The organism is Paenibacillus pini JCM 16418, from assembly GCF_000576305.1.
In the GTDB taxonomy this organism is placed as follows: Bacteria; Bacillota; Bacilli; order Paenibacillales; family Paenibacillaceae; genus Paenibacillus_AQ; species Paenibacillus_AQ pini.
Genome location: NZ_BAVZ01000001.1, coordinates 179,925 through 200,549 on the forward strand (window position 1 = coordinate 179,925; position 20,625 = coordinate 200,549).

Genomic DNA, 20,625 nt, shown 5'->3' on the forward strand with positions numbered 1-20,625 from the left:
AATTCATGGGACGCAGATTGAAACACAATGTAGCGATATTAATGGTGTGGATTCTGTTCTTTTTGCAATGTCCCCTTTTTCCTTTTCAAGTGAATGAGGTTCAGGCAGCGAATGAAAACACTCCCCTGAAATACTATAAAGATAGTAATTATCGTTATTTTGTCGGTATGATGTATTACGAAATGTGGAAGGACACGGCAGGAAACTGGACGGATGGAGGAAGGCAACCGAATAAGGGGATGCGTGGTGAGGCGGAATTCACTTATAAATTTCAGTTTCCAAATCGTAAAATCAAAAGCGTGAATGCACGGATTTATACACCAAGTGACCCGCTGGTATACTTTGAGGAATCCCGGTCAGATTCGTACGATGAATATAAAAAGTCCATAAGTTTAGGTACTACAAATTCAGACATTAGACCTTTTAATAAACAAGGCATAGGAACGGATACCACTATCATACCGATTACCATAAATATGCTTCTGAATGCTGAGCGTCCTCACGATGTAAAAGGGGAACAATGTCCCAACTGTGCAGCTAATGTAGAAGCTTACCGGATATATGTTCCGATGCTATTTAAAATCGAACTGCAATCTCAGCTGAACGTAAAATACTACGACACGGATGGACAGTCACTAAATAATATTTTTACTCCCATAGTAAACGAAGAATTAATTGCGGGAAAAGAATATACCTTTACCCCACCGACCAATGCGGATTTTGAATATGTAGGGTTTAAAAAATCAACGACTGACGAATTGCCGCATGGTAGCATCAACTCGGGATCGGCTAATTCTTTCAAGTACGACGGTTCCTTTGAGAAATACACCTTATTTATGTACTATAAAAAGAAAGATGATAATACCACAATCCCATCGCCAGGTCCTTCAGGCTGCACAGTTCCTGTACCTGCAGAATCCATTGAAGGGAAATATATGGATCCTGTTGTAACAGCCAAGATCAGAGCAGATGAGCGTGGAAGTGAACAGTTTGACGTGCTTCAGGGTATTCCTACATCGGAAAGTTTGTACGGCAATGTGTTAGCACGAGATCATCTGTATAAGAATAAATTTGTGCAGATGACAGGAACTTGTACATTTTCAATTAATGTAACCAAGGTATATACACTTAAATGGGATCCAGGGAAAGAAGTGACTAATGCAAATGGAAGTGGTACACATACTGAACCAGATCCGCAATCTCAGCCGGAACCTAAAACTTATCAATACATAATTGAACGGCCATATAAGTTCTGGAAAATTGATAATTTAGAGGTATACAAAATAAAGCAATCCATATTAAAAAATTACGCATTACCAGGGGACCAGATTACAATTCAACCAAGCGGGTATACGCCGCCTAACTTTACAGCATCGACGAATGGAAACTATTATCCACCAACGCCGCCAAGTGAAGTCGAAGCACCTGGATCAACTATTTCGGGTGGTACCACTAAGCCTTCTGTACCAAACGAGGACTTAAAGGGATTAGCTGAGCGGGCAGTCCAAAAAGTTAAAGTTGAAAATGATACGCTGATATTTAAGGGACAAAAGATCATGGATAGTCAACGAGTCGATGAATTAGGGCCTAGACCAGTACAAATTCCTGAGCCACTCCATATCGGAGATAATGTTCTGTACAGCTCAGGTAATATGATTAGCAGTAACAAAGAGAACAGAAAGGATACACCTAGTACCGGTGAAATTTTTTATGACTTAATGTCGGGAAACATCAATGGTGGAGAGAATCAAACGTTTACAATCTTTGGTATCAACACCGTCACTGTACACACGCCTGTCGTTGACTATTCGTCTATTTCGGATGATCAGGCTCACAACCAGAAGACAAATCCTAACATGCAGCGATCTGCACTGATTCTGGAGCGTCCTTTTATTGTAAAGATTCCAACAAGTGGGCAGCACACGAACTATTTGGGTTATGGAAACAGAGACTATGCCAAGTATTATCGGACTAAACAGGTAAAGTTTCCATTCGACGTGTACACCGGGGATCGAAAAACATTTATTCCTAAAAAGACATGGGTTGATGTTCCTGTCGGACAATTGACCACGACTTTTTATCTGCCAGTATGGGTAGATGAGGGAGATTATCAGGTATCCTTCCGAAATATAGCAGAGAATGCACCATCATCGTACACTGCACAGGATGATGCGAATACGAACCTCATACACCATGCGGCGGCTGACGAGGTTTCGGTTGAGGTCATTGGACGGCTATACGATTTTCACATTACAGATATTTCTGATTATAACTGGGAACGGGTTTTTCGGACGAAGGCAGGAACGGCTCTGCAAACGGGTGTGTCTTATTGGGTAGGGCAAAATAAGATCGACGGTGATCCGAGGGGGAATTCCTCCACCTATACATTGCCAATTCGTCCTGGAAGTAACCCGTTACAAGGGTATAAAAATGTGGCCGTAAAAACTGGATATCATTTTAAATTTGATTTTCTGACAAAAGGCAATATGTTTGGTCCGCTTGATGGCATTCGTATTACCCCTCGGTTTTACTATGTGAGAAAAGACGGGAAAGCGATAAATAATAAAGGTGAAACTCGCGTGCCTGTAGACTTATACTACCATACGAATCAGAATCAGTTTGTCAAAATCGGTTCGAAACAGGATCAAGTTAAACGTTACGTCCTTCTTAATGACAGGCTGCGGAATGTGCCGGTAGAAGAATTGAGTGATACGGCCAGCTACAAGTTTAATCACTATGGACAAGCAGGTAGTTTAAACATGCAGCAGTTTATCTCCTACTACACGAGCAAGTTTACGAAGCAAAAGACACCAGTCGGCGCCTACGATCTATTACTTTTACCTGAACAAATACGTACGTTCCTGCGGCTGAAAGATACGATACCAAGCTCAGTGGATCAGGAACGGGCCAATGTATCCATTCAGAAATGGTATGGTGAATATAGTCTGCCGGCAGCAGCATACGTTGTTGAAGCGGGATTGAATGTTGCAGAATATGGACGAACACATGGCGGACTGGATGAGAAATCAGCTATTTTTCTAAAAAATGGTTATGTCGTCGTGAACTTCAATATCGAATCAATTCAGGAGGGGAATCTGAAAAAGCCTCATCTGCAGTATATGAATGCCCCGCTTATGAATCAATGGAATATGGAAGGGTTTAACCGAAATATTCAAGATGCTTATGGCAATCGGTTTACATTAAAGGATGGCGATGTGTTGTTCTACAATGCGGATCAGTCGAGTCGGGATGACTTTAGCTCGCAAGTTCCACATTAAGAGCATTTAGTTTATTGGTTTGTGTGACCGTTGTGAGCGCTAAGAAAAAGATCTCTTATTTTCATAAGAGGTCTTTTTTCATATCTATTTTCCGTAAGGTATAGATTTCATCAAATGATTAGCTTATTAAAAGCGATCCATTATCGTTTTTTCTTTCTTTTAAAAACATCCATTAACAAGGATTTGTATATAAAAATTCTTCGAACCTTACATGAAATGTTACAAAATTAGAAAAACTGTTTTTTTATGAAAGAAAAATGACTTATATCATTTTATTTCATGAGGAAAAGTTCCTATCACGAAGCAAATTCTTTTTAATTATAAAAACATGACATCAATATTGACATGGCTCACGAATTAAACTAAAGTTTCTATTAATAACATCACTGGAGAAATTAAATAGATTTATTAAGAGAATGAAACGACTTCCTAGCTTTTTCCACTATTTTTATTCGTTTTCCAGATATTATCATGTGAATTTTAACCAAGGGTGAAATTAATTATTGCGGGAGGCGAAAATCGCTTTATGCAAAAGCATGATCAGGATTTCATTAGGAGAAAGAATCGGATTACCGTTTTTGAACTCATTAAGAATAGTTCACCCTTGTCTCGTGCTGAAATAGCTCGTTTGACCGGAATGAGTCCTACGACGGTAAGTCGAATTGTTTCTGAATTACACAGTCAGAGCTTTATGAGAGAGATTGAACAAATTACATCCAGTGTAGGAAGAAAAGCAGTTTTGTTACAGGTTAATCCAAGGTCCGTTCTATCTGTTGGCGTTGAAATTGATAAATCCAGTATTCGAATCGGTATCGTCGATCTCGATGGAAAGATTATTAGTGACAAGCAGATGGAACGAGCAGGTAATGAAGACGCTTTAATTACCCTTGAACGTATTGCTAAAGGCCTACTCGTGCTCTTGGAGCAAGAGGGTTTGGATAAGCAGAATGTTGTTGGAGTAGGTGTTGGATTACCGGGGATTGTTGATTATTCGACAGGCACGGTGTTGTTCTCTGCTCAGCTTGGATGGAAGCGTACCGAGATTAGTAGCGTGCTACAGAAGCTGACAGGACTCGAAGTGGCTGTGGATAACGAACTAAAAGTGAAAGCGTTGGCAGAGCATTTGTATGGGTCAGCCAGAGGCTCTAAAAGATCAGTACTTATCGGTTTTGGTAGCGGTGTCGGATCTTCTTTAATTATTGATGGTGAGGTATACAGGGGAGAAACGAACAGTGCAGGTGAGATTGGTCATACGGTTATAGATCCAAATGGGATTCTATGTGAATGCGGTAAAGTAGGCTGTTTGCAGACGTATATAGCTGAAGCATCTTTAATTGAGCAAGCCAATAAAGTCAAACCAATTACTACATTAGAGGAACTATTTCAAGCAAAGAATAACGGAGATTTCTGGGCTGCGAATATACTCGATCGGGCTATGACCTTCGTGGCGGTTACTGTAAGTAATATCGCATGTATGTATAATCCGGATACAGTGATTTTAAGCGGAAAGCTCGTTGAAAGATTCGCTGAAGTTAGAGAATTCATTGCTGAGAAATGTATGGGACAGTTCGTTTGGGAGCCACTAAGAGGTACTTTTCAGATCGTCTATTCTACTCTTGCAGGTGACGGTGTCGTTATTGGCTCAGGTCTACTCGCACAGAATTTGTTCCTTGATATTGATAGGCAGCTAGAACAAGCTGATCATCTAACATTAAATCATTAAGGTGGTTATGAAACATGAGTTATAAAGCATTGGTTGAGGAATTTCGAGGTGGAGTTCTTGAGAATGTACATCTTGGCGCACTGTGCGGAGTCAATGATAAGGGAGAGGTTATCTACGAGGTAGGTAATGCAGAGCACATGACCTTTCTCCGGTCGCAGCGAAACCGTTTCAAGCTATTCCAGTCATGAAGCAAAATATTGCTGAGACTTACGGACTTACTGATCAAGAAGCTGCTATGTTCGCTGCCTCACATCGGGGAGAAACGTATCACATTGAAGCGCTCGAGTCGATCATGCGTAAAACTGGGATTACCGAAGAAGAAATTCTCTGCTGCCCAACATTACCGCTAAATGACGAGCCAAAATTTGCTTGTATGCGTGAAGGCATAGCGCCAAGAAAACTCTATCATAACTGTTCTGGTAAACATCTAGGTATTATTGCAACTGCTAGAGAACTTGGCTATCCAACGGATACCTATTGGGAACCTTCTCACCCAGTGCAGCAGGATATTCTCAATACACTGGCTTATATGGCTGATTATCCAGTTGATCAAATTGAAATTGGAATTGATGGTTGTGGATTTCCTATTTTCGCACTTCCACTTAAAAATATCGCCAATGCTTATCTTAAACTAGCTTGTCCTGACATGATCAGCGATGAAGCAACAAGAGAAGCAGTCAAGCGCATGACCCGCTATATGCACGCATCACCAGATAGCATCGCAAGTCATAATTTTATATGCTCAGAGCTACTAAGAGACTCCAATATTGTAGCAAAAGGTGGAGCTAAAGGCGTATATTGTTTCTCTTTAATTCGGGAACGCGTTGCCTTTGCACTTAAAGTGATTGATGGTTCAGAAACTCCTTGGCCTATTATCGTGGCATCTATTTTGGAGCAAATTGGATATAGCAATCAAGAGACTATTGATCGTCTATACACGGTAGTACCTAAGGAAATTAAGAATGATAACCATATAGTTGTAGGTGAACGTCAAGCTGCTTTTAAACTGTAAAATCTCTATCAAATTCAACAGTAGAGGTGGCAATATCGTCACTTCTCAGAATGTGTTTAATAGTCAACTTCCTGTTTATTGATTCAACTCAGCAGCAGATTCGTTTGTCATTTCATTTAGATATGGCGATGCAATCATACACAATTCAAGGGGACATAAGGGAGTGAAGAAAGTGTTGAAGAAGAAGAAAGTTAGTTTGCTGGCAATGATGATGGCTGTGACGGTTGTTTTTACGGGTTGTTCGTTCTCGGGCGACAGTAAAGATGCTGGTAGTACTACAGGTACGGGGGATACCGCTACCACAGGGGCAAAGGAATTAAAGCTGTATGTTGAGACTGAAATCAAGGATATGAACCAATGGCTCGCATCTGATGATGTTTCGTTTACAGTGCTGAATAACGTTGGCGAAGGATTGTATCGCCTTGATCCAAAAAATGAGCCACAACCAGCGATGGCTGAAAAGGTGGATGTATCTGCGGATAAACTAAAATATACATTTAAACTGCGTGATGATGCGAAGTGGAGTGACGGTACTCCAGTTACAGCGGCAGATTTTAAATTTGCATGGCTTCGTGAGATTGACCCGAAAACCGGTACAAACGGTTATTCATTTATTATGACAGACTACATTGTTGGTGCTGCTGAATATGCTGAGGGTGGTTCGGCGGATAAAGTAGGAATCGAAGCAACTGATGACAAAACGCTGACCATTTCATTGAAGCAACCAACGCCATACTTCCTACGTTTGACAACGCTTGCTCCGTATTTCCCAATGAAAGAAGAGTTTGTTAAGGCTAAGGGCGATAGCTATGCTTTGACTCCTCAAAATATGCTCTTTAACGGACCATACACCATGACTTCTGTAGATGCAGCTAGTGGTGCGACTCTTGAGAAAAATGCAGGCTACTGGGATGCAGCTAATGTAAAAGTAGACAAAGTAGATTTGAAAGTTATTAAAGAGAAGAGTACAGCTCTGAACGCTTACAAAGCTGGTCAATTGGATCGTGTTCTATTGGCTTCATCTGATGTGAGTGCAGCGAAGTCTGAACCTGGTTTTGCAACAGGTATTAACTTCAAAACAACGTACTTGCAGTTCAATACAAAAGCTGATGGCGTAAGCAACGTGAACATTCGTAAAGCATTGGAGCTTGGTTTCGATTCGAAACTATTGGCTGACCAAGTGCTGAATAACGGATCTAAAGGTGCTACAGGATTGATTCCAGATGAAATGAGTGCTGTGGAAGGTAAATCTTTCAGAGAAATGCAGGGCGATTTAATCAAGCCTGATGCAGCTCAAGCTAAAGCTTTCTGGGATCAAGGTGTTAAGGAACTAGGAAAAGCTCCAAAGATCACCATGCTAGTTGCAGATACTTCTGAAACAAAAGACGTTGCAACCTTCATACAAAGTGAATTGAAAAAATCACTTGGTATTGATCTTGTTCTCGATACGAAAACAAGTAAAGCACGTGGACAGTTGATGGATAATAGTAAATATCAAATGGCGATCACTGCTTGGGGCGCTGACTATGATGATGCAATGACTTATCTTGATTTGTGGACAAACCACACGCCTTACCGTGGTAACTACGAGAATCCTAAATATGACGCTCTAATCATGAATGCTAAGAAAGAAACAGATGAAAATAAGCGTATTAACATGATGCTTGAAGCTGAGAAAATGCTAGTTACTGAAGATGCTGTAGTTGCTCCAATTTACTTTGGTGGATATTCATTCCTTCTGAACTCGAAGGTTGAAGGTCTGGATTATCATCCGTACGGCAACCCTGTAGACTTCAAATACGCAAACGTTAAATAATTGCAAAACTTAAATCCAGGATAGGAGAGAAGCTTTGCTTCTCTCTTTCCTTTATTAATGCATGTGCTAAGAAAATGAAAGACCCCATTCTGCTGGGAGGTGCAATATGAAACGGTATATCGGAGTTCGACTTATTTATTTAGTGTTAACCTTGTTTATCATTACAACAGCTACCTTCTTTCTAATGAAGGGATTGCCAGGTACACCGTTTGATGAAGAGAAGTTGCAACAACTTCCTACAGAACAGAGACAGAAAATTTACGCTAGTTATGGACTCGATAAGCCCGTGGTCACGCAATATGTGAACTACTTAGGTAATATTGTAAAAGGTGATCTAGGAACTTCGTTCTTCTACACGGGACAAAAGGTAACGGATATTATTTCAGGACGTATTGGTCCTTCAGCTCTTATTGGTCTTCAAGCTGTTCTGTTAGGACTAGCTATTGGATTAATTCTAGGTATTATAGCTGCTTACAGGCATAACACGGGATGGGATTATGCGACAATGATTATTGCGGTACTTGGTGTGTCGGTCCCGAACTTTGTCCTCGCAGCACTGATGCAGTACTATATGGGGCTTAAATGGGGATGGTTCCCTGTAGCCTTCTGGGAGAGCTATTCAAGCTCAATCCTTCCATCGGTTGCGCTAAGTGTAGGTGTTGTAGCACTTATTGCTCGATTTGTACGTACAGAAATGCTGGAAGTGCTTGAACAGGAGTATATTACGACAGCCAAAGCTAAAGGGCTTGGTTTTATAAGAATTATGTTTCAGCATGTTATTCGTAACTCACTGATTTCTGTCATTACTGTACTAGGTCCGATTGTAGTCAATTTATTGACCGGTTCCCTTGTTATTGAGAATATCTTTGGTATTCCTGGTATTGGTAGCTTGTTTGTAGATTCAATTAAAATGAACGATTACTCGACAATTATGGGCATTACGATTTTTTACAGTGCGTTTTATGTACTAGTTATGCTTGTCGTAGACTTGCTGTACGGATTGGTAGACCCACGAATCCGTTTTGCTTCAGGGAAGGAGTGAGCATATGCCGAAGGAAACTCAAAATTTGGATGCACTGTTTAAACCAGCAGCAGCCAGACCGGATGATAAAGAGAAGATTACCCGTGAATCACTAACTGCTTTTCAAGATAGCTGGAGACGGCTTCGCAAGAACAAAGCAGCCATTATCAGTTTGGTTATTCTAGTCATCATGGTTGTGCTTGCTATTATTGGACCATGGATTGGACACCACAATTATTATGATACGGACTATTCAGCGGTGTATCAGAAGCCAAGCGCTGATCATTGGTTTGGAACAGATAAATTTGGCCGAGATCAATGGGCGCGCATTTGGCAAGGTACAAGTGTTTCACTCATGATCGCTGTCCTCGCGGCTGCGCTTGATTTGGTCGTTGGTGTTATTTACGGTGCTGTTTCTGCATTACTTGGCGGTAGAGTTGACAATGTTATGCAACGGATTATTGAAATCTTGACAGGTATTCCGAGCTTGATCATTATCATACTGCTCATGATGATCATGAAGCCCGGAATTATAACCATTATGGTGGCGATGTCCATTACGGGATGGGTAAACATGGCGCGTCTTGTACGGGCACATATTATGAAATTGAAATCTCAGGAATTTGTTCTTGCAGCGAGAACACTGGGGACATCTAATGGTCGTATTATTTGGAAGCATCTAATTCCGAATACGATTGGTATCATCGTTATTAATACGATGTTTACGATTCCATCTGCAATTTTTACAGAGGCATTCTTAAGTTTCATCGGGCTTGGTCTTCAATCGCCTATGGCATCACTTGGTGTACTGATTAACGACGGCTTTGCCTCGCTTAATTCACAAGCTTACTTGCTATTATATCCTTCAATTATCATCGTGCTTCTTATGGTAGCGTTTAATATTTTAGGTGATGGTTTGCGCGATGCACTTGATCCGAGAATGCGGAAATAGGGGAGGGGATGACCATATGAATCATTTGCTGGAAGTTAAGAACTTACAGGTCAGCTTTTTCACATATGCCGGTGAAGTCCAAGCGGTGCGTGATGTAAGCTTCACCCTCGCCAAGGGTGAGACGCTTGCTATCGTTGGAGAATCGGGTTCAGGAAAATCCGTAACTTCCAAAAGCATCATGAGGTTGCTGACCCAAACTGCAAAAATAAAACAAGGATCTATAATGTTCGAAGGTAAGGATCTTGCATCCTTGCCGGAGAAACAAATGCAAAATATCCGAGGTAAAGATATATCGATGATCTTTCAAGATCCGATGACTTCACTCAATCCGACGATGACCATTGGACGTCAAATCACGGAAGTACTTCGCAAGCACCATCAAATGAATGGAAGCGAAGCATCTCGAAGAGCTCTTGAACTACTGGATCAGGTGGGAATTCCTAACCCTGAGAAGAGATTAAAGCAATATCCGCATCAATTATCAGGGGGTATGCGTCAACGTGTAGTTATCGCAATTGCACTGGCTTGTGATCCGCAAGTTCTGATTGCAGATGAACCTACAACTGCTCTTGACGTTACCATTCAGGCTCAAATTCTTGAGCTAATGAAAAGCTTGCAGCAGAAGTTTGATACATCCATTGTTCTGATTACTCATGATTTGGGTGTAGTTGCAAATATGGCTTCACGTGTCGCTGTTATGTATGCAGGTAAAATCGTAGAAACAGGCTCAGTTGATGAGTTATTCTATCAACCTAAACATCCATATACCTGGGGATTGCTTGATTCAATGCCTAAACTGCATGAAAAGACGGAAGAATTACATGCTATTCCGGGTACTCCTCCAGATTTGGCAGATCCTCCAATCGGATGTCCATTCGCTGCGCGTTGTCCTTATACAATGGACGTTTGTTATGATCATATGCCTCCGTATACGGAGCATTCAGATACGCATCGTGCGGCTTGCTGGTTGCAAGATAGCCGTGCTCCGAAGATTGATCGTCCGCAAGCAGGAGGTGAACGGTAATGAAGACAGATCAGAATCCATTGGTCGTAGTTAACCATTTGAAGAAGCATTTTAACGTAGGTAAGGGACAAATTCTTAAAGCCGTTGATGATGTAAGCTTTGAAATATATCCAGGTGAGACATTTGGTCTGGTTGGTGAATCAGGTTGTGGTAAATCAACACTTGGACGTACGCTTATTCGCCTTTATGATGCGACATCAGGCGAGGTCACTTTTGAAGATAAAGCGGTGCATGGACATAAATCCAAAGCAGAGCTTAAACAGCTCAGCCGTAGCATTCAAATGATCTTCCAGGATCCGTATGCATCACTGAACCAGCGGATGACGGTAACCGACATTATTGCTGAAGGTATCGACGCTCATGGACTAGCGAAGAACCGTAAGGAACGTTTGGAAATGGTCTATGCCTTGCTGGAAACGGTAGGTCTTAACCGGAATCATGCGGAACGTTTCCCTCATGAGTTCTCTGGTGGACAACGTCAACGGATCGGAATCGCACGGGCGCTTGCTGTGAATCCTCGCTTCATTATTGCAGATGAACCTATTTCTGCACTCGATGTGTCTATTCAGGCGCAAGTCGTGAATCTAATGAAGAAATTGCAAGAAGAGCTCGGCTTGACGTATCTCTTTATCGCCCATGACTTATCCATGGTTAAGCATATCAGTGATCGTATTGGTGTGATGTATTTGGGAAGCATGGTTGAGCTTTCCGAGAGTGATGAGTTGTTTGAAAACCCGCTTCATCCCTATACGAAATCGTTGTTATCCGCGATTCCAATTCCGGATCCGAAGCTTGAGCGTAGCAGAGAACGTCAAGTGCTTCATGGCGATTTGCCAAGTCCTATTAATCCACCAAGTGGCTGTCGCTTCAGAACACGTTGTCCGTTTGCTATGGATGTGTGTGCTTCTCAGACGCCTGAATGGAAAGAAGCAGAAAAAGGTCATTGGGTAGCATGCCATTTATATGATGAGAAAAACGAGGCAGTGTCCTTAAGCAAGACGATATAGGTAATAAGGGAGACTTCACAATGAATTGGCACCAAAAAGCACTGGATAGCGAAGAAGCGCTGCTACATGATTTAAGCGGTTTATTGCGTATCAACAGCGTGTATGACCCAGAAACAAGCGAGCCGGGACAGCCCATGGGGCAAGGTGTTGCACATGCACTGGAATATATGCTGGATCTATGTGCAGCCGAAGGATTCAGAGTTTGTAACCATGATGGTTATGTGGGTTACGCTGAGTATGGCCCTGAATCCGCTGAACATTATGTGGCTGTGTTAAGCCACCTTGATGTGGTACCGGTGTCCGGTAGTTGGACGACACCCCCCTTTGAACCTACCATCCGAGATGGAAAAATATTCGCTCGTGGAGCGATTGATGATAAGGGGCCTTCCATGGCTTCCTTTTATGGTCTCAAGATCGTAAAGGATTTAGGTCTTCCTTTAAAACATCGGATTCGTCTTATTTTTGGAACAGATGAAGAGCGGACCGGTCTATGTATGAAGCGATATCGTGAGGTTGAACCGATGCCGTTATGTGGATTTACGCCTGATGCGGATTTTCCTATTGTACGTGCTGAGAAAGGTCAGATCAACACCAGATTAATGTTCCAAGCTCCAGTTCAAACCGTTGATCAATCAGCGGTTAAGCCAGATCTACAACTGAGATCTTTTGTAGGTGGAGGCGTAGCTAACATGGTGCCTGAAGAGGCGCGGGCTGAAATTTCTGCCATAGTCGATTCAAGTATAAGTATAAAAAGTTTAGTCGAAGCTTTTGCATCCTACTGTGAAGCAGAGCAGCTTAAGGGAACCGCCCATTTTAATGGAGACGATGTAATCCTTCTATTAGAAGGCAAGCCTGCTCATGGAATGGAGCCTCACTTAGGTATCAATGCAGGTCTGAAGCTCATTCATTTTCTAAACGTATATTCATTTGATCATCCAGCTGCACATTTTCTTCAGACCATTGAGACACTACTTTACGATGATGTGTACGGTGAAGGCTTCGATATTCGGATGTCTGATGACATGAGCGGTCCTTTAACAATTAACTGTGGGATTATGCAGTACATGCCAGAAGGAGAGTCATTCTTTCACCTAAATTTACGCTTTCCAAGCTGTGGAACCTGTCAAGGCATTCTAGATCAAATCGCAGTGAAGGCTGCTATGTATGGACTGGATATTGATCCACCCAGCTTGAAAGATCCCCATTTTGTACCGGATGAGCATCCATGATAGAGGCTCTTCAGCGAATCTATGAAGAGGAAACGGGCGAAGCGGCAGAACTGCTTTCAACGGGTGGCGGAACCTATGCGGCAGCTATTTCAAATGGAGTTGCTTTTGGGCCTATTTTTCCAGGGATGCCTTACACGGCTCACCAAGGTGATGAATATATGGATATTTCAGTGTTAATGCGCTCGACTTCTATATATGCTCGTGCAATTTACGAACTGGCTAATCTGGACCTTTAAATCTAAAGCTTAATCACAAAACTTAAACCAAAGGAATGTATAGCTGATGGAGTTTATAACAGGCGCAGGGCAACAAGCAGACGTATTCATTTGTCCAGTATATACAGAAAGCACAGGTGCGGAATGGGATGTTGAACTTCGTCCCGAAATGAAAAAACGCGGTGCAGTAACTTGGTTCTATGGCCGCGGTCAAGAACAGGATATGCTGTTCATAGGTATGGGTGAGGTTGGTAAGTTCAATCTTGAGGTACTGCGTGATGCTGCAGGAAATGCAGGGCGTGAAGTAAGTGCACATGAGGCGAAAGCGGCTTCAGTGTCGCTTGCATTCCTAGAGTCATCAACGTATAAGAACTGGACAGAAGAACTATTAAGCGCATGGGTAGAAGGTTGGCTACTGGGTACGTATGTCTTTGATAAATATAAGAGTACTAAACGCCCAGCAGATTTAGATTTTCTATATTTCGAAGGTGAAGTGGATAGCTTCTTAGAGGGAGCTGTCAAACGCGCCCAAATTCGCGCATCGGCAACTTCTTTTGCAAGGGATTTATGCAATGAAGCTCCGAATGATCTGCATCCACTAAGTTTTGTTGAGCGGATTATCACTCATTTTGCAGACCGAGATGTAACGGTTCGGGTTTATAAAGGCGAAGAATTGAAGCAGCGTCACATGAACGGATTGCTGGCCGTAGGTAGTGGAAGTCAGTATCCTCCCGCGCTCGTAGAAATTGAGTATGTTGGAGATTCAGAAGCTCCTTTACTTGCTCTGATTGGAAAAGGGATTACCTTTGACATGGGTGGTATGAATGTTAAGAATGGCCGTGACATCAGTGACGCTCGCTTTGATATGGGCGGTGCTGCGGCAGTTATTGGCGCTATGGATATTTTGACTAAGATGGAAGTTAAGACACGAGTAACTGCGCTGATTGCGATTGCTGATAATGCGCCTGATGCTAAGGCCTTCCTTCCATCTGACGTTGTCCGCTATCCGAATGGTTTATCGGTTCAAGTTGTGAATACGGATGCCGAGGGACGTCTGATTCTTGCGGATGCGTTGCTTCATGCTAAGCGACTTGGAGCAGAAGAAATGATTGATATTGCTACGTTGACTGGAAGTGTAGGACATGCGCTTGGCCTTCGAATCGCTGGCATCTGGGGAGACAAAGGTTTCTCGGATCAGATGATTTCAATTGGTGAACAGAATGGAGATCCAATATGGTCATTGCCACTTGTGGATGAGGACGAAGAACTGTTGAGTAGTCCTTATGCTGATTTGGCTAATCTAGCTTCAAGTCCATACGGTGGTGCGAACATGGCTGCATTGTTCTTGCGAAATTTTGTATCGCCAACGGCGCGTTGGTGTCACATCGATATGGCTAATACGGTGCAAGTACCTAGTAATCGGGGCTACAGAGTAACGGGAGCCACAGGATATGGTGTTAGACTGCTTGCAGATTTTGTTTGTGCAAAAGTATTTGATAAACAAAAGGCAGGTGAATCGTTATGAAATTAGAAGTCATTGCAACGAATCTATCTGACGCATTACTTGCTCAAAACAATGGTGCGGATCGCATTGAATTGGTTACAGGAATTTTGGAAGGTGGATTAACCCCGAGCCCAGCTCATCCGTCAAGTCGTGAACGCGGTTGAGATTCCTGTCCATGTGATGGTGCGTCCGCATAGTCAATCATTTGTATATGATGAACATGATGTGACAACCATGCTTGACGATATTTCATTTATTCGTGAGAGTGGGGCTGCTGGGATTGTACTTGGAACATTAACAGATGATGCCAAAGTAGATACCAAAACCCTTGAAGTTTTACTTCAAGCTGCGGGCAGTATGAATGTGACGTATCACCGAGCATTTGATGAAATTGCAGATCAACATGAGGCACTACAAGTGCTTTCAGCTTATCCGCAAATCAATCGAATTTTGACTTCTGCTGGGCCACGTTCTGCGCTTCAATCGGTAGAGGAAATGAAGGCTCTAGTGCATGCATCAGCTCATACACAAATAACCATTCTTGCTGGTGCTGGTCTGACCGTGCCAGGACTTGCGGCATTTGTGGAACACACTGGCGTGAAGGAGGTCCATTTCGGATCGGCCCTACGTAAGGACGGCCAATATTTACGACCTATTGAACCAGAAAAAGTGCAGGCAGCTGCAAAAATTATTGCTTCTTTCGAGAGGTAGCTTCACATAGTGTATGCTTTTGGACGACAAATACAGAGATATTGTGGTGAATGACAACTTGGAGAATAAACAAAAGTATATAGTGGGTGTAGATCTCGGTGGTACGAAAATTGCTACAGGATTGTTTGATAATCAAGGTCAAATGCTCAGTCGCACTCAGAGAGCTACCGCTGGACTTCAGAGCGCCGAAGATGTCATTGCAACGATTGTAGAGACGATACGTGAAGTGAGCGGTGATCATAAGATTGCGGGTGTAGGGGTAGCTTCTCCAGGTGCTATAGATAGTCGCCGCGGTATGATTCTGAATGGGATTAATTTACCGGGTTGGAGTAACATTCCTCTACAGGCTGAGCTAGAATCACGCCTTGGAACAGAGGTAAAACTCGTGAATGATGCTAATGCAGCTGCTTGGGGTGAGTTTGTATACGGTGCAGGGCGTGGATCACTTAATATGATTTACGTGACATTCAGTACTGGAATTGGTTCTGGGCTTGTACTCGACGGTCAATTGTTTCTAGGGTCTAATTCCTTTGCTGGTGAACTCGGACACACGGTTATTGATCCGCATGGTGCGGTTTGTGGCTGTGGTCGTCGGGGGTGCTGGGAGACCTTTGCATCAGGTACGGCAATTGGCAGAATGGGGCAAGAGGCGGTCGCTGAGGCCGGAGGCATTTCTCTCATGTCAGAATTAGCTAGTGCTGAAGACTTGCCTGTAATGGCAACCCATGTGTTCCAAGCCGCTGCGGCTGGAGATGTTGTTGCATGTGATACGCTTGCGAATGTAATTCATTATACTGGTCTTGGACTCATGAATATTATTCATAGTTTCAACCCAGACTGTATAGTCATTGGTGGGGGAGTAAGCCGTGCAGGCTCAGCATTCTTTGAGCCCCTAATGAAACAAACGGACGAGCTTGTAATGGAACCTTATCGCGGGACGTTCAATTTGAAGCCTGCTGAGTTAAAAGATGATGTAGGCGTTATCGGTGCAGCGGCCTTATTTAAGGACAATGTTAATTGATATCGCTATGATTTAAATTGAGGATGGCAGATGATCTGTCATCCTTTTTTTGCATTTAATGACACGGTTAATCAAAGTAATGTATTCGTCTCCACTCTTAAATGAAAATTATGATCATTATAATGATTGAATTTTTCAATATATTGAAATATAATGTCAATATATTATCAAATACTTCATAGGAGTGGATAACGTTGACTCAGAATTATGGTGAACTGACCTATCCGGAAATTGCAGGACAAAGTGAAGCTCTACAGGGTGCATGGGAACAGTTAGGGAAACAACAAGAATTTATAACGAATTACCTTGGTAATAAGAAGTATGAGGAAGTCGTTTTTATTGGATCAGGAACTTCATATTATTTGGCATTATCGGCAGCATCGACATTCCGTAAATGGACTGGACGAAGCGCATCTGCTTATCCATCCTCAGAAATATATCTATTCAGTGAGCAAGCGGTAGCTGGGAATAAGAACAAGCTACTCGTAGGCATATCCCGTTCGGGAGAATCTTCTGAGGTCATTCTGGCACTAGATTCGGTGAAAGGTAAGCCCGAGTGGACGACTTGTGGTATAACATGTGATGTAGAAAGTACGATGGCGAAGAATGTTCCGTGTCTAGTTTCGCCCCTTGGCAAGGAGAAGAGTACGGTCATGACGAAATCCTTCAGTAGTATGACCTTTATGCTTCAAGTAGCTATTGCTAAGGCTGGAGGCCAGCAAGGATATGTCGCTGAGCTTCAGCAGGTTATGTCACTGAGCGCAGATACTGTGACACGTGGTCAAGTTGAAGCGAAGAACATGATTGATACTCATTCAGAGCTGAATAAATTTATTTATCTCGGTATGGGGACATATAATGGTTTAGCACATGAAGCATGTCTTAAGCTAAAAGAGATGTCTTGTGTATGGACAGAAAGTTTTGGAACCTTAGAATTCAGACATGGTCCTAAATCGGTTATTGAACCAGGTACGATGGTATGTGTGCTTTTATCGGAAAGTGCTAGAGCCTTTGAACTTAAGGTTGCGGAGGAAATGCAGGCATATGGCGCCTATGTGGTGCTCATTACCGCTGAGAAGGGCGAGGATACATCCTTTGCTGATCTTGTATTCGAAGTTGGAGGAAGCTCACTTAGTGACGAAGCTAGAGCCGTATTATATATGCCGCTTGTACAATATATTGGATATTACACAGCGCTGCGGGAAGGAAGAAATCCAGATAGCCCGCGGAATTTGACCCAGGTAGTCAAAATTTGATCTGCTGTAACTAAAGGGAGAGAGTGTTTTGCGAGAACAGAATGGATCGAAAGAAGAACGTCATCAACAGATATTAGATCATCTAATGCAGTACGATTCTATTTCTTTGCAAGAGATACTGCAGCGTTTCGGATGTTCAGAAGCTACAGCAAGACGTGACCTTGAAGCATTAGAGAAGAGTGGAAGGTTGATCCGAACTCTAGGCGGAGGCGCGAAGTATTCCGGAACAGCATCAGGCAGAGAAATTCCATTTCATGAGAAGCAAAATAAACTTTATCCTGAAAAAGAAAGCATCGCTGCCAAAGCGGCCTCGCTTGTTGAGGAAGGCGATGTCATCGGATTAACAGGTGGTACGACCACCTACTTAATCGCTCGTGCGCTAAAGAATCATCGTAACATTACCGTGGTTACGAATGCAGTTAATATTGCTATGGAGCTGTCCGCGAATGAGGATATTCAAGTTGTATTAACGGGAGGAATGCTGCGGAGCAAGAATTTCGAACTCTGCGGTCCTCTGGCCGAGCGTACACTGGAAGCCATAAACATCCATACGATGTTTATGGGTATAGATGGCTTCTCCGCAGATCAGGGTGCAAGCACCTATTCAGAGCTCGAAGCCAACACAGCAATGTTGATGATGAAACGTTCTGCAAGGACGATTGCTGTATTTGATCACACTAAGGCAGGACGGAATTCGCTCTTTCAGATAGCTCCCGTTCAATCACTGTATGGGATTATTACCGATCAGGAACTGGGGCCGGAGCTACGCAAACAACTAGAAGATGCACAGCTAAATATGTATGTAGGGTCTGGCTCTTTACATTCTAGGGAGTAGGGCAGGTGTAAGACATGGAAGTGTATGCGGGTGTTGATGTGGGCGGTACCAATATTGTATGCGGAATCGTTTCTTCTGCGGGAGAGGTGCTTCATACGATTAAACGGCCGACTGAATCTTCACAGGGTCCAGAAGCCGTATTAGAACGAATTGCGGTTATGATTGAGGATACGCTGCAAATTATAATGGATCAAACATCGTCGATCGTCGAAATCAAAGCTGCGGGCATTGGTTTGCCTGGGTTAGTGGATCCAGAAGAGGGTATTGCACGTTTCTCAGGCAATCTAGGTTGGAGAAATTTGCCTGCAGTGAATTGGCTTCAGAATCGGTTGAAACTTCCCGTATTCATAGATAACGATGTTAAAACCTACGTATATGGGGAAGCCATGTATGGGGCAGGCCAAGGAACAAGGCATGTCTTAGGAGTAACTGTGGGAACAGGAATTGCTTCAGCCATGGTTAACGATGGCAAGCTCTTCTATGGTTTTCGCAATATGTCAGGAGAAATAGGCCATATTGTGATGGATGGATTGGATGATCGATGTCCTTGTGGCCTGCAGGGCTGCCTTGAGACATATGCATCAGCCTCAGGTATGGTGCGACAAGCAAAGAAGTTAATCCTTGCTGGAGAACGGAGTATTCTAAGAGATTGGTTTGAGGGAGATCGTCTTGCTGAGCTGTCAGCTGCCGACTTATCGCGAGCTTACGATCAAGGGGATTCGCTAGCAATAGCGGTCTTAGAGAAGGCAGGCAAGCTACTCGGACGTGCGCTCTCCTATGCGGTTTCAATAAATAGTCCAGAAGTTATCATTATTGGCGGTGGTGGAGCATTAGCGGGAGAACGGCTGCTCGGCCCACTTAAGCAAGAGCTCCTACAGCATATCTTGCCTGATTATCGAGAGCATTTGAAGGTGGTTCCAGCTCAGAATAATGACGAAGCTGGTGTAACAGGTAGCGCTATGTATGCCAAAGAAAAATATTCTAGCCTCTAACAAGCTCTAATTACATTTGATCTCATTATAAAGGAGAAATTGCTATGTCACTCGTTTCATCTACTGCATTATTGCAAACAGCAAGAGCTAATAAATACGCGATAGGTGCATTTAACGTCCATACCCTAGAGATGTTACAAGCAGTTGTGGAAGCGGCCGAAGAAGCCCAATCTCCGCTCATTATTCAGTCTACTGTAGGAACAGTTAAACATTTGGGTGCTGATTATATTGCAGCAGCTGCTACTGTCGCTGCCAATCGCTCTAGCGTGCCGATTGCCCTCCATCTGGATCATTGCTCCGATTTCTCAGTCATTATGAGCTGTATTCGCGCAGGCTACACTTCTCTCATGATTGATGCTTCACATTCACCTTTTGAAGACAACGTTGCTATTACTCGAAAAGTTGTTGAAGCGGCTAATGCGATTGGCATTAACGTTGAGGCTGAGCTTGGTAAAGTAGGTGGTGTTGAAGATGATATCGTCGTTTCCGAACGTGATGCTCTGCTTGCAGACCCAGATGAATGTGCAGAATTTGTAGAGCGTACTGGTGTTCATACGCTTGCGCCTGCTATCGGTACGGCCCATGGTATTTACAAGGGTGAGCCGAACATTGACTTTGATCGTATTGCAACCATTGCAAGTAAAGTAAGCGTACCCCTTGTGCTTCATGGCGGTTCAGGTATCCCTGATGAGCAAGTGAAACGTGCGGTTTCGCTTGGTATGGCCAAAATGAATGTGGCAACAGAGCTGCGTATTATTTTCTCAGATGCAATTAAGCAAGTATTTGCCGAGAACCCAGATGAGAATGATCCACGTAAATATATGGTTCCCGCTAAACAGGCCCTCCGCTCAGCAGTTCTAGCTAAGATGGAATTGTGCGGCTGCGCGGGTCGCGCACGTGATTTCCGTTAAGCACTTATTAGCGTAATATAATTAATAAATTAAACCCAAAGCGCCCTACCGATAAATATCGGTAAGGCGCTTTTGTTTGCAACATTATAATTACTTTTAACGTCGGTTTAGTAAATAA

15 protein-coding genes and 2 pseudogenes are annotated in these 20,625 nt (G+C 43.0%); all 17 read left to right on the forward strand.

What is annotated here, in order from left to right; translation table 11 throughout:
• Positions 1–5: 5 nt before the first annotated feature.
• The 17 genes and pseudogenes from JCM16418_RS00880 (at position 6) to fba (ending at position 20,507) form a co-directional block, all read left to right on the forward strand.
• Entirely contained in the window at positions 6–3,278 is a 3,273-nt protein-coding gene (locus JCM16418_RS00880; protein ID WP_036645248.1) for a DUF5704 domain-containing protein, read from the forward strand.
• Between the two features lie 526 nt (positions 3,279–3,804).
• Positions 3,805–5,001 carry an ROK family transcriptional regulator gene (locus tag JCM16418_RS00885; protein ID WP_052019955.1) on the forward strand — a complete coding sequence of 399 codons (1,197 nt, stop codon included), beginning with the start codon at positions 3,805–3,807 and terminating at the stop codon, positions 4,999–5,001.
• Positions 5,002–5,015: 14 nt separating this feature from the next.
• Positions 5,016–6,013, forward strand: a pseudogene (locus tag JCM16418_RS00890) (asparaginase).
• A gap of 163 nt (positions 6,014–6,176) precedes the next feature.
• Complete coding sequence (locus JCM16418_RS00895) at positions 6,177–7,829, forward strand: peptide ABC transporter substrate-binding protein (protein WP_242403669.1); 1,653 nt, start codon at positions 6,177–6,179, stop codon at positions 7,827–7,829.
• A 106-nt stretch (positions 7,830–7,935) separates the two neighbouring features.
• On the forward strand, positions 7,936–8,871 hold the full coding sequence (locus JCM16418_RS00900) for an ABC transporter permease (RefSeq protein ID WP_036645250.1): 936 nt from the start codon (positions 7,936–7,938) through the stop codon (positions 8,869–8,871).
• Positions 8,872–8,875: 4 nt separating this feature from the next.
• Positions 8,876–9,802: an ABC transporter permease gene (locus JCM16418_RS00905; protein ID WP_036645253.1), complete on the forward strand. Its 927-nt coding sequence runs from the start codon at positions 8,876–8,878 to the stop codon at positions 9,800–9,802.
• 16 nt (positions 9,803–9,818) lie between these two features.
• Complete coding sequence (locus JCM16418_RS00910; protein ID WP_036645254.1) at positions 9,819–10,826, forward strand: ABC transporter ATP-binding protein; 1,008 nt, start codon at positions 9,819–9,821, stop codon at positions 10,824–10,826.
• Entirely contained in the window at positions 10,826–11,833 is a 1,008-nt protein-coding gene (locus tag JCM16418_RS00915; protein WP_036645257.1) for an ABC transporter ATP-binding protein, read from the forward strand. The genes JCM16418_RS00910 and JCM16418_RS00915 overlap by 1 nt, the downstream gene beginning before the upstream one ends.
• Positions 11,834–11,853: 20 nt before the next feature.
• A complete protein-coding gene (locus JCM16418_RS00920) occupies positions 11,854–13,062 on the forward strand; it encodes a Sapep family Mn(2+)-dependent dipeptidase (protein WP_306304734.1) in 1,209 nt (402 codons plus the stop codon).
• Positions 13,059–13,298: a M20/M25/M40 family metallo-hydrolase gene (locus tag JCM16418_RS26540; protein WP_306304735.1), complete on the forward strand. Its 240-nt coding sequence runs from the start codon at positions 13,059–13,061 to the stop codon at positions 13,296–13,298. The genes JCM16418_RS00920 and JCM16418_RS26540 overlap by 4 nt, the downstream gene beginning before the upstream one ends.
• Positions 13,299–13,344: 46 nt before the next feature.
• Positions 13,345–14,802, forward strand: coding sequence for a leucyl aminopeptidase family protein (locus JCM16418_RS00925; protein ID WP_036645259.1), 1,458 nt, complete (start codon positions 13,345–13,347; stop codon positions 14,800–14,802).
• Positions 14,799–15,492 (forward strand): annotated as a pseudogene (locus JCM16418_RS00930) (copper homeostasis protein CutC). The gene JCM16418_RS00925 and the pseudogene JCM16418_RS00930 overlap by 4 nt, the downstream one beginning before the upstream one ends.
• 19 nt (positions 15,493–15,511) lie before the next feature.
• On the forward strand, positions 15,512–16,513 hold the full coding sequence (locus JCM16418_RS00935) for an ROK family protein (RefSeq protein WP_242403670.1): 1,002 nt from the start codon (positions 15,512–15,514) through the stop codon (positions 16,511–16,513).
• 194 nt (positions 16,514–16,707) lie between these two features.
• Entirely contained in the window at positions 16,708–17,769 is a 1,062-nt protein-coding gene (locus JCM16418_RS00940) for an SIS domain-containing protein (protein ID WP_036645261.1), read from the forward strand.
• Between the two features lie 28 nt (positions 17,770–17,797).
• Entirely contained in the window at positions 17,798–18,604 is an 807-nt protein-coding gene (locus tag JCM16418_RS00945) for a DeoR/GlpR family DNA-binding transcription regulator (protein WP_036645263.1), read from the forward strand.
• Positions 18,605–18,618: 14 nt separating this feature from the next.
• On the forward strand, positions 18,619–19,596 hold the full coding sequence (locus JCM16418_RS00950) for an ROK family protein (protein WP_036645264.1): 978 nt from the start codon (positions 18,619–18,621) through the stop codon (positions 19,594–19,596).
• Positions 19,597–19,640: 44 nt separating this feature from the next.
• Positions 19,641–20,507: a class II fructose-1,6-bisphosphate aldolase gene (fba, locus tag JCM16418_RS00955; RefSeq protein WP_036645266.1), complete on the forward strand. Its 867-nt coding sequence runs from the start codon at positions 19,641–19,643 to the stop codon at positions 20,505–20,507.
• The last annotated feature ends 118 nt before the right edge of the window (positions 20,508–20,625 follow it).

Excerpts from the sequence above, each read along its gene's own strand:
- JCM16418_RS00950 (WP_036645264.1), top strand. The coding sequence starts at position 18,619 with ATGGAAGTGTATGCGGGTGTTGATGTGGGCGGTACCAATATTGTATGC.
- JCM16418_RS00920 (WP_306304734.1), top strand. The coding sequence starts at position 11,854 with ATGAATTGGCACCAAAAAGCACTGGATAGCGAAGAAGCGCTGCTACAT.
- JCM16418_RS00925 (WP_036645259.1), top strand. The coding sequence starts at position 13,345 with ATGGAGTTTATAACAGGCGCAGGGCAACAAGCAGACGTATTCATTTGT.
- fba (WP_036645266.1), top strand. The coding sequence starts at position 19,641 with ATGTCACTCGTTTCATCTACTGCATTATTGCAAACAGCAAGAGCTAAT.
- JCM16418_RS00910 (WP_036645254.1), top strand. The coding sequence starts at position 9,819 with ATGAATCATTTGCTGGAAGTTAAGAACTTACAGGTCAGCTTTTTCACA.
- JCM16418_RS26540 (WP_306304735.1), top strand. The coding sequence starts at position 13,059 with ATGATAGAGGCTCTTCAGCGAATCTATGAAGAGGAAACGGGCGAAGCG.
- JCM16418_RS00885 (WP_052019955.1), top strand. The coding sequence starts at position 3,805 with ATGCAAAAGCATGATCAGGATTTCATTAGGAGAAAGAATCGGATTACC.
- JCM16418_RS00900 (WP_036645250.1), top strand. The coding sequence starts at position 7,936 with ATGAAACGGTATATCGGAGTTCGACTTATTTATTTAGTGTTAACCTTG.
- JCM16418_RS00915 (WP_036645257.1), top strand. The coding sequence starts at position 10,826 with ATGAAGACAGATCAGAATCCATTGGTCGTAGTTAACCATTTGAAGAAG.
- JCM16418_RS00880 (WP_036645248.1), top strand. The coding sequence starts at position 6 with ATGGGACGCAGATTGAAACACAATGTAGCGATATTAATGGTGTGGATT.
- JCM16418_RS00905 (WP_036645253.1), top strand. The coding sequence starts at position 8,876 with ATGCCGAAGGAAACTCAAAATTTGGATGCACTGTTTAAACCAGCAGCA.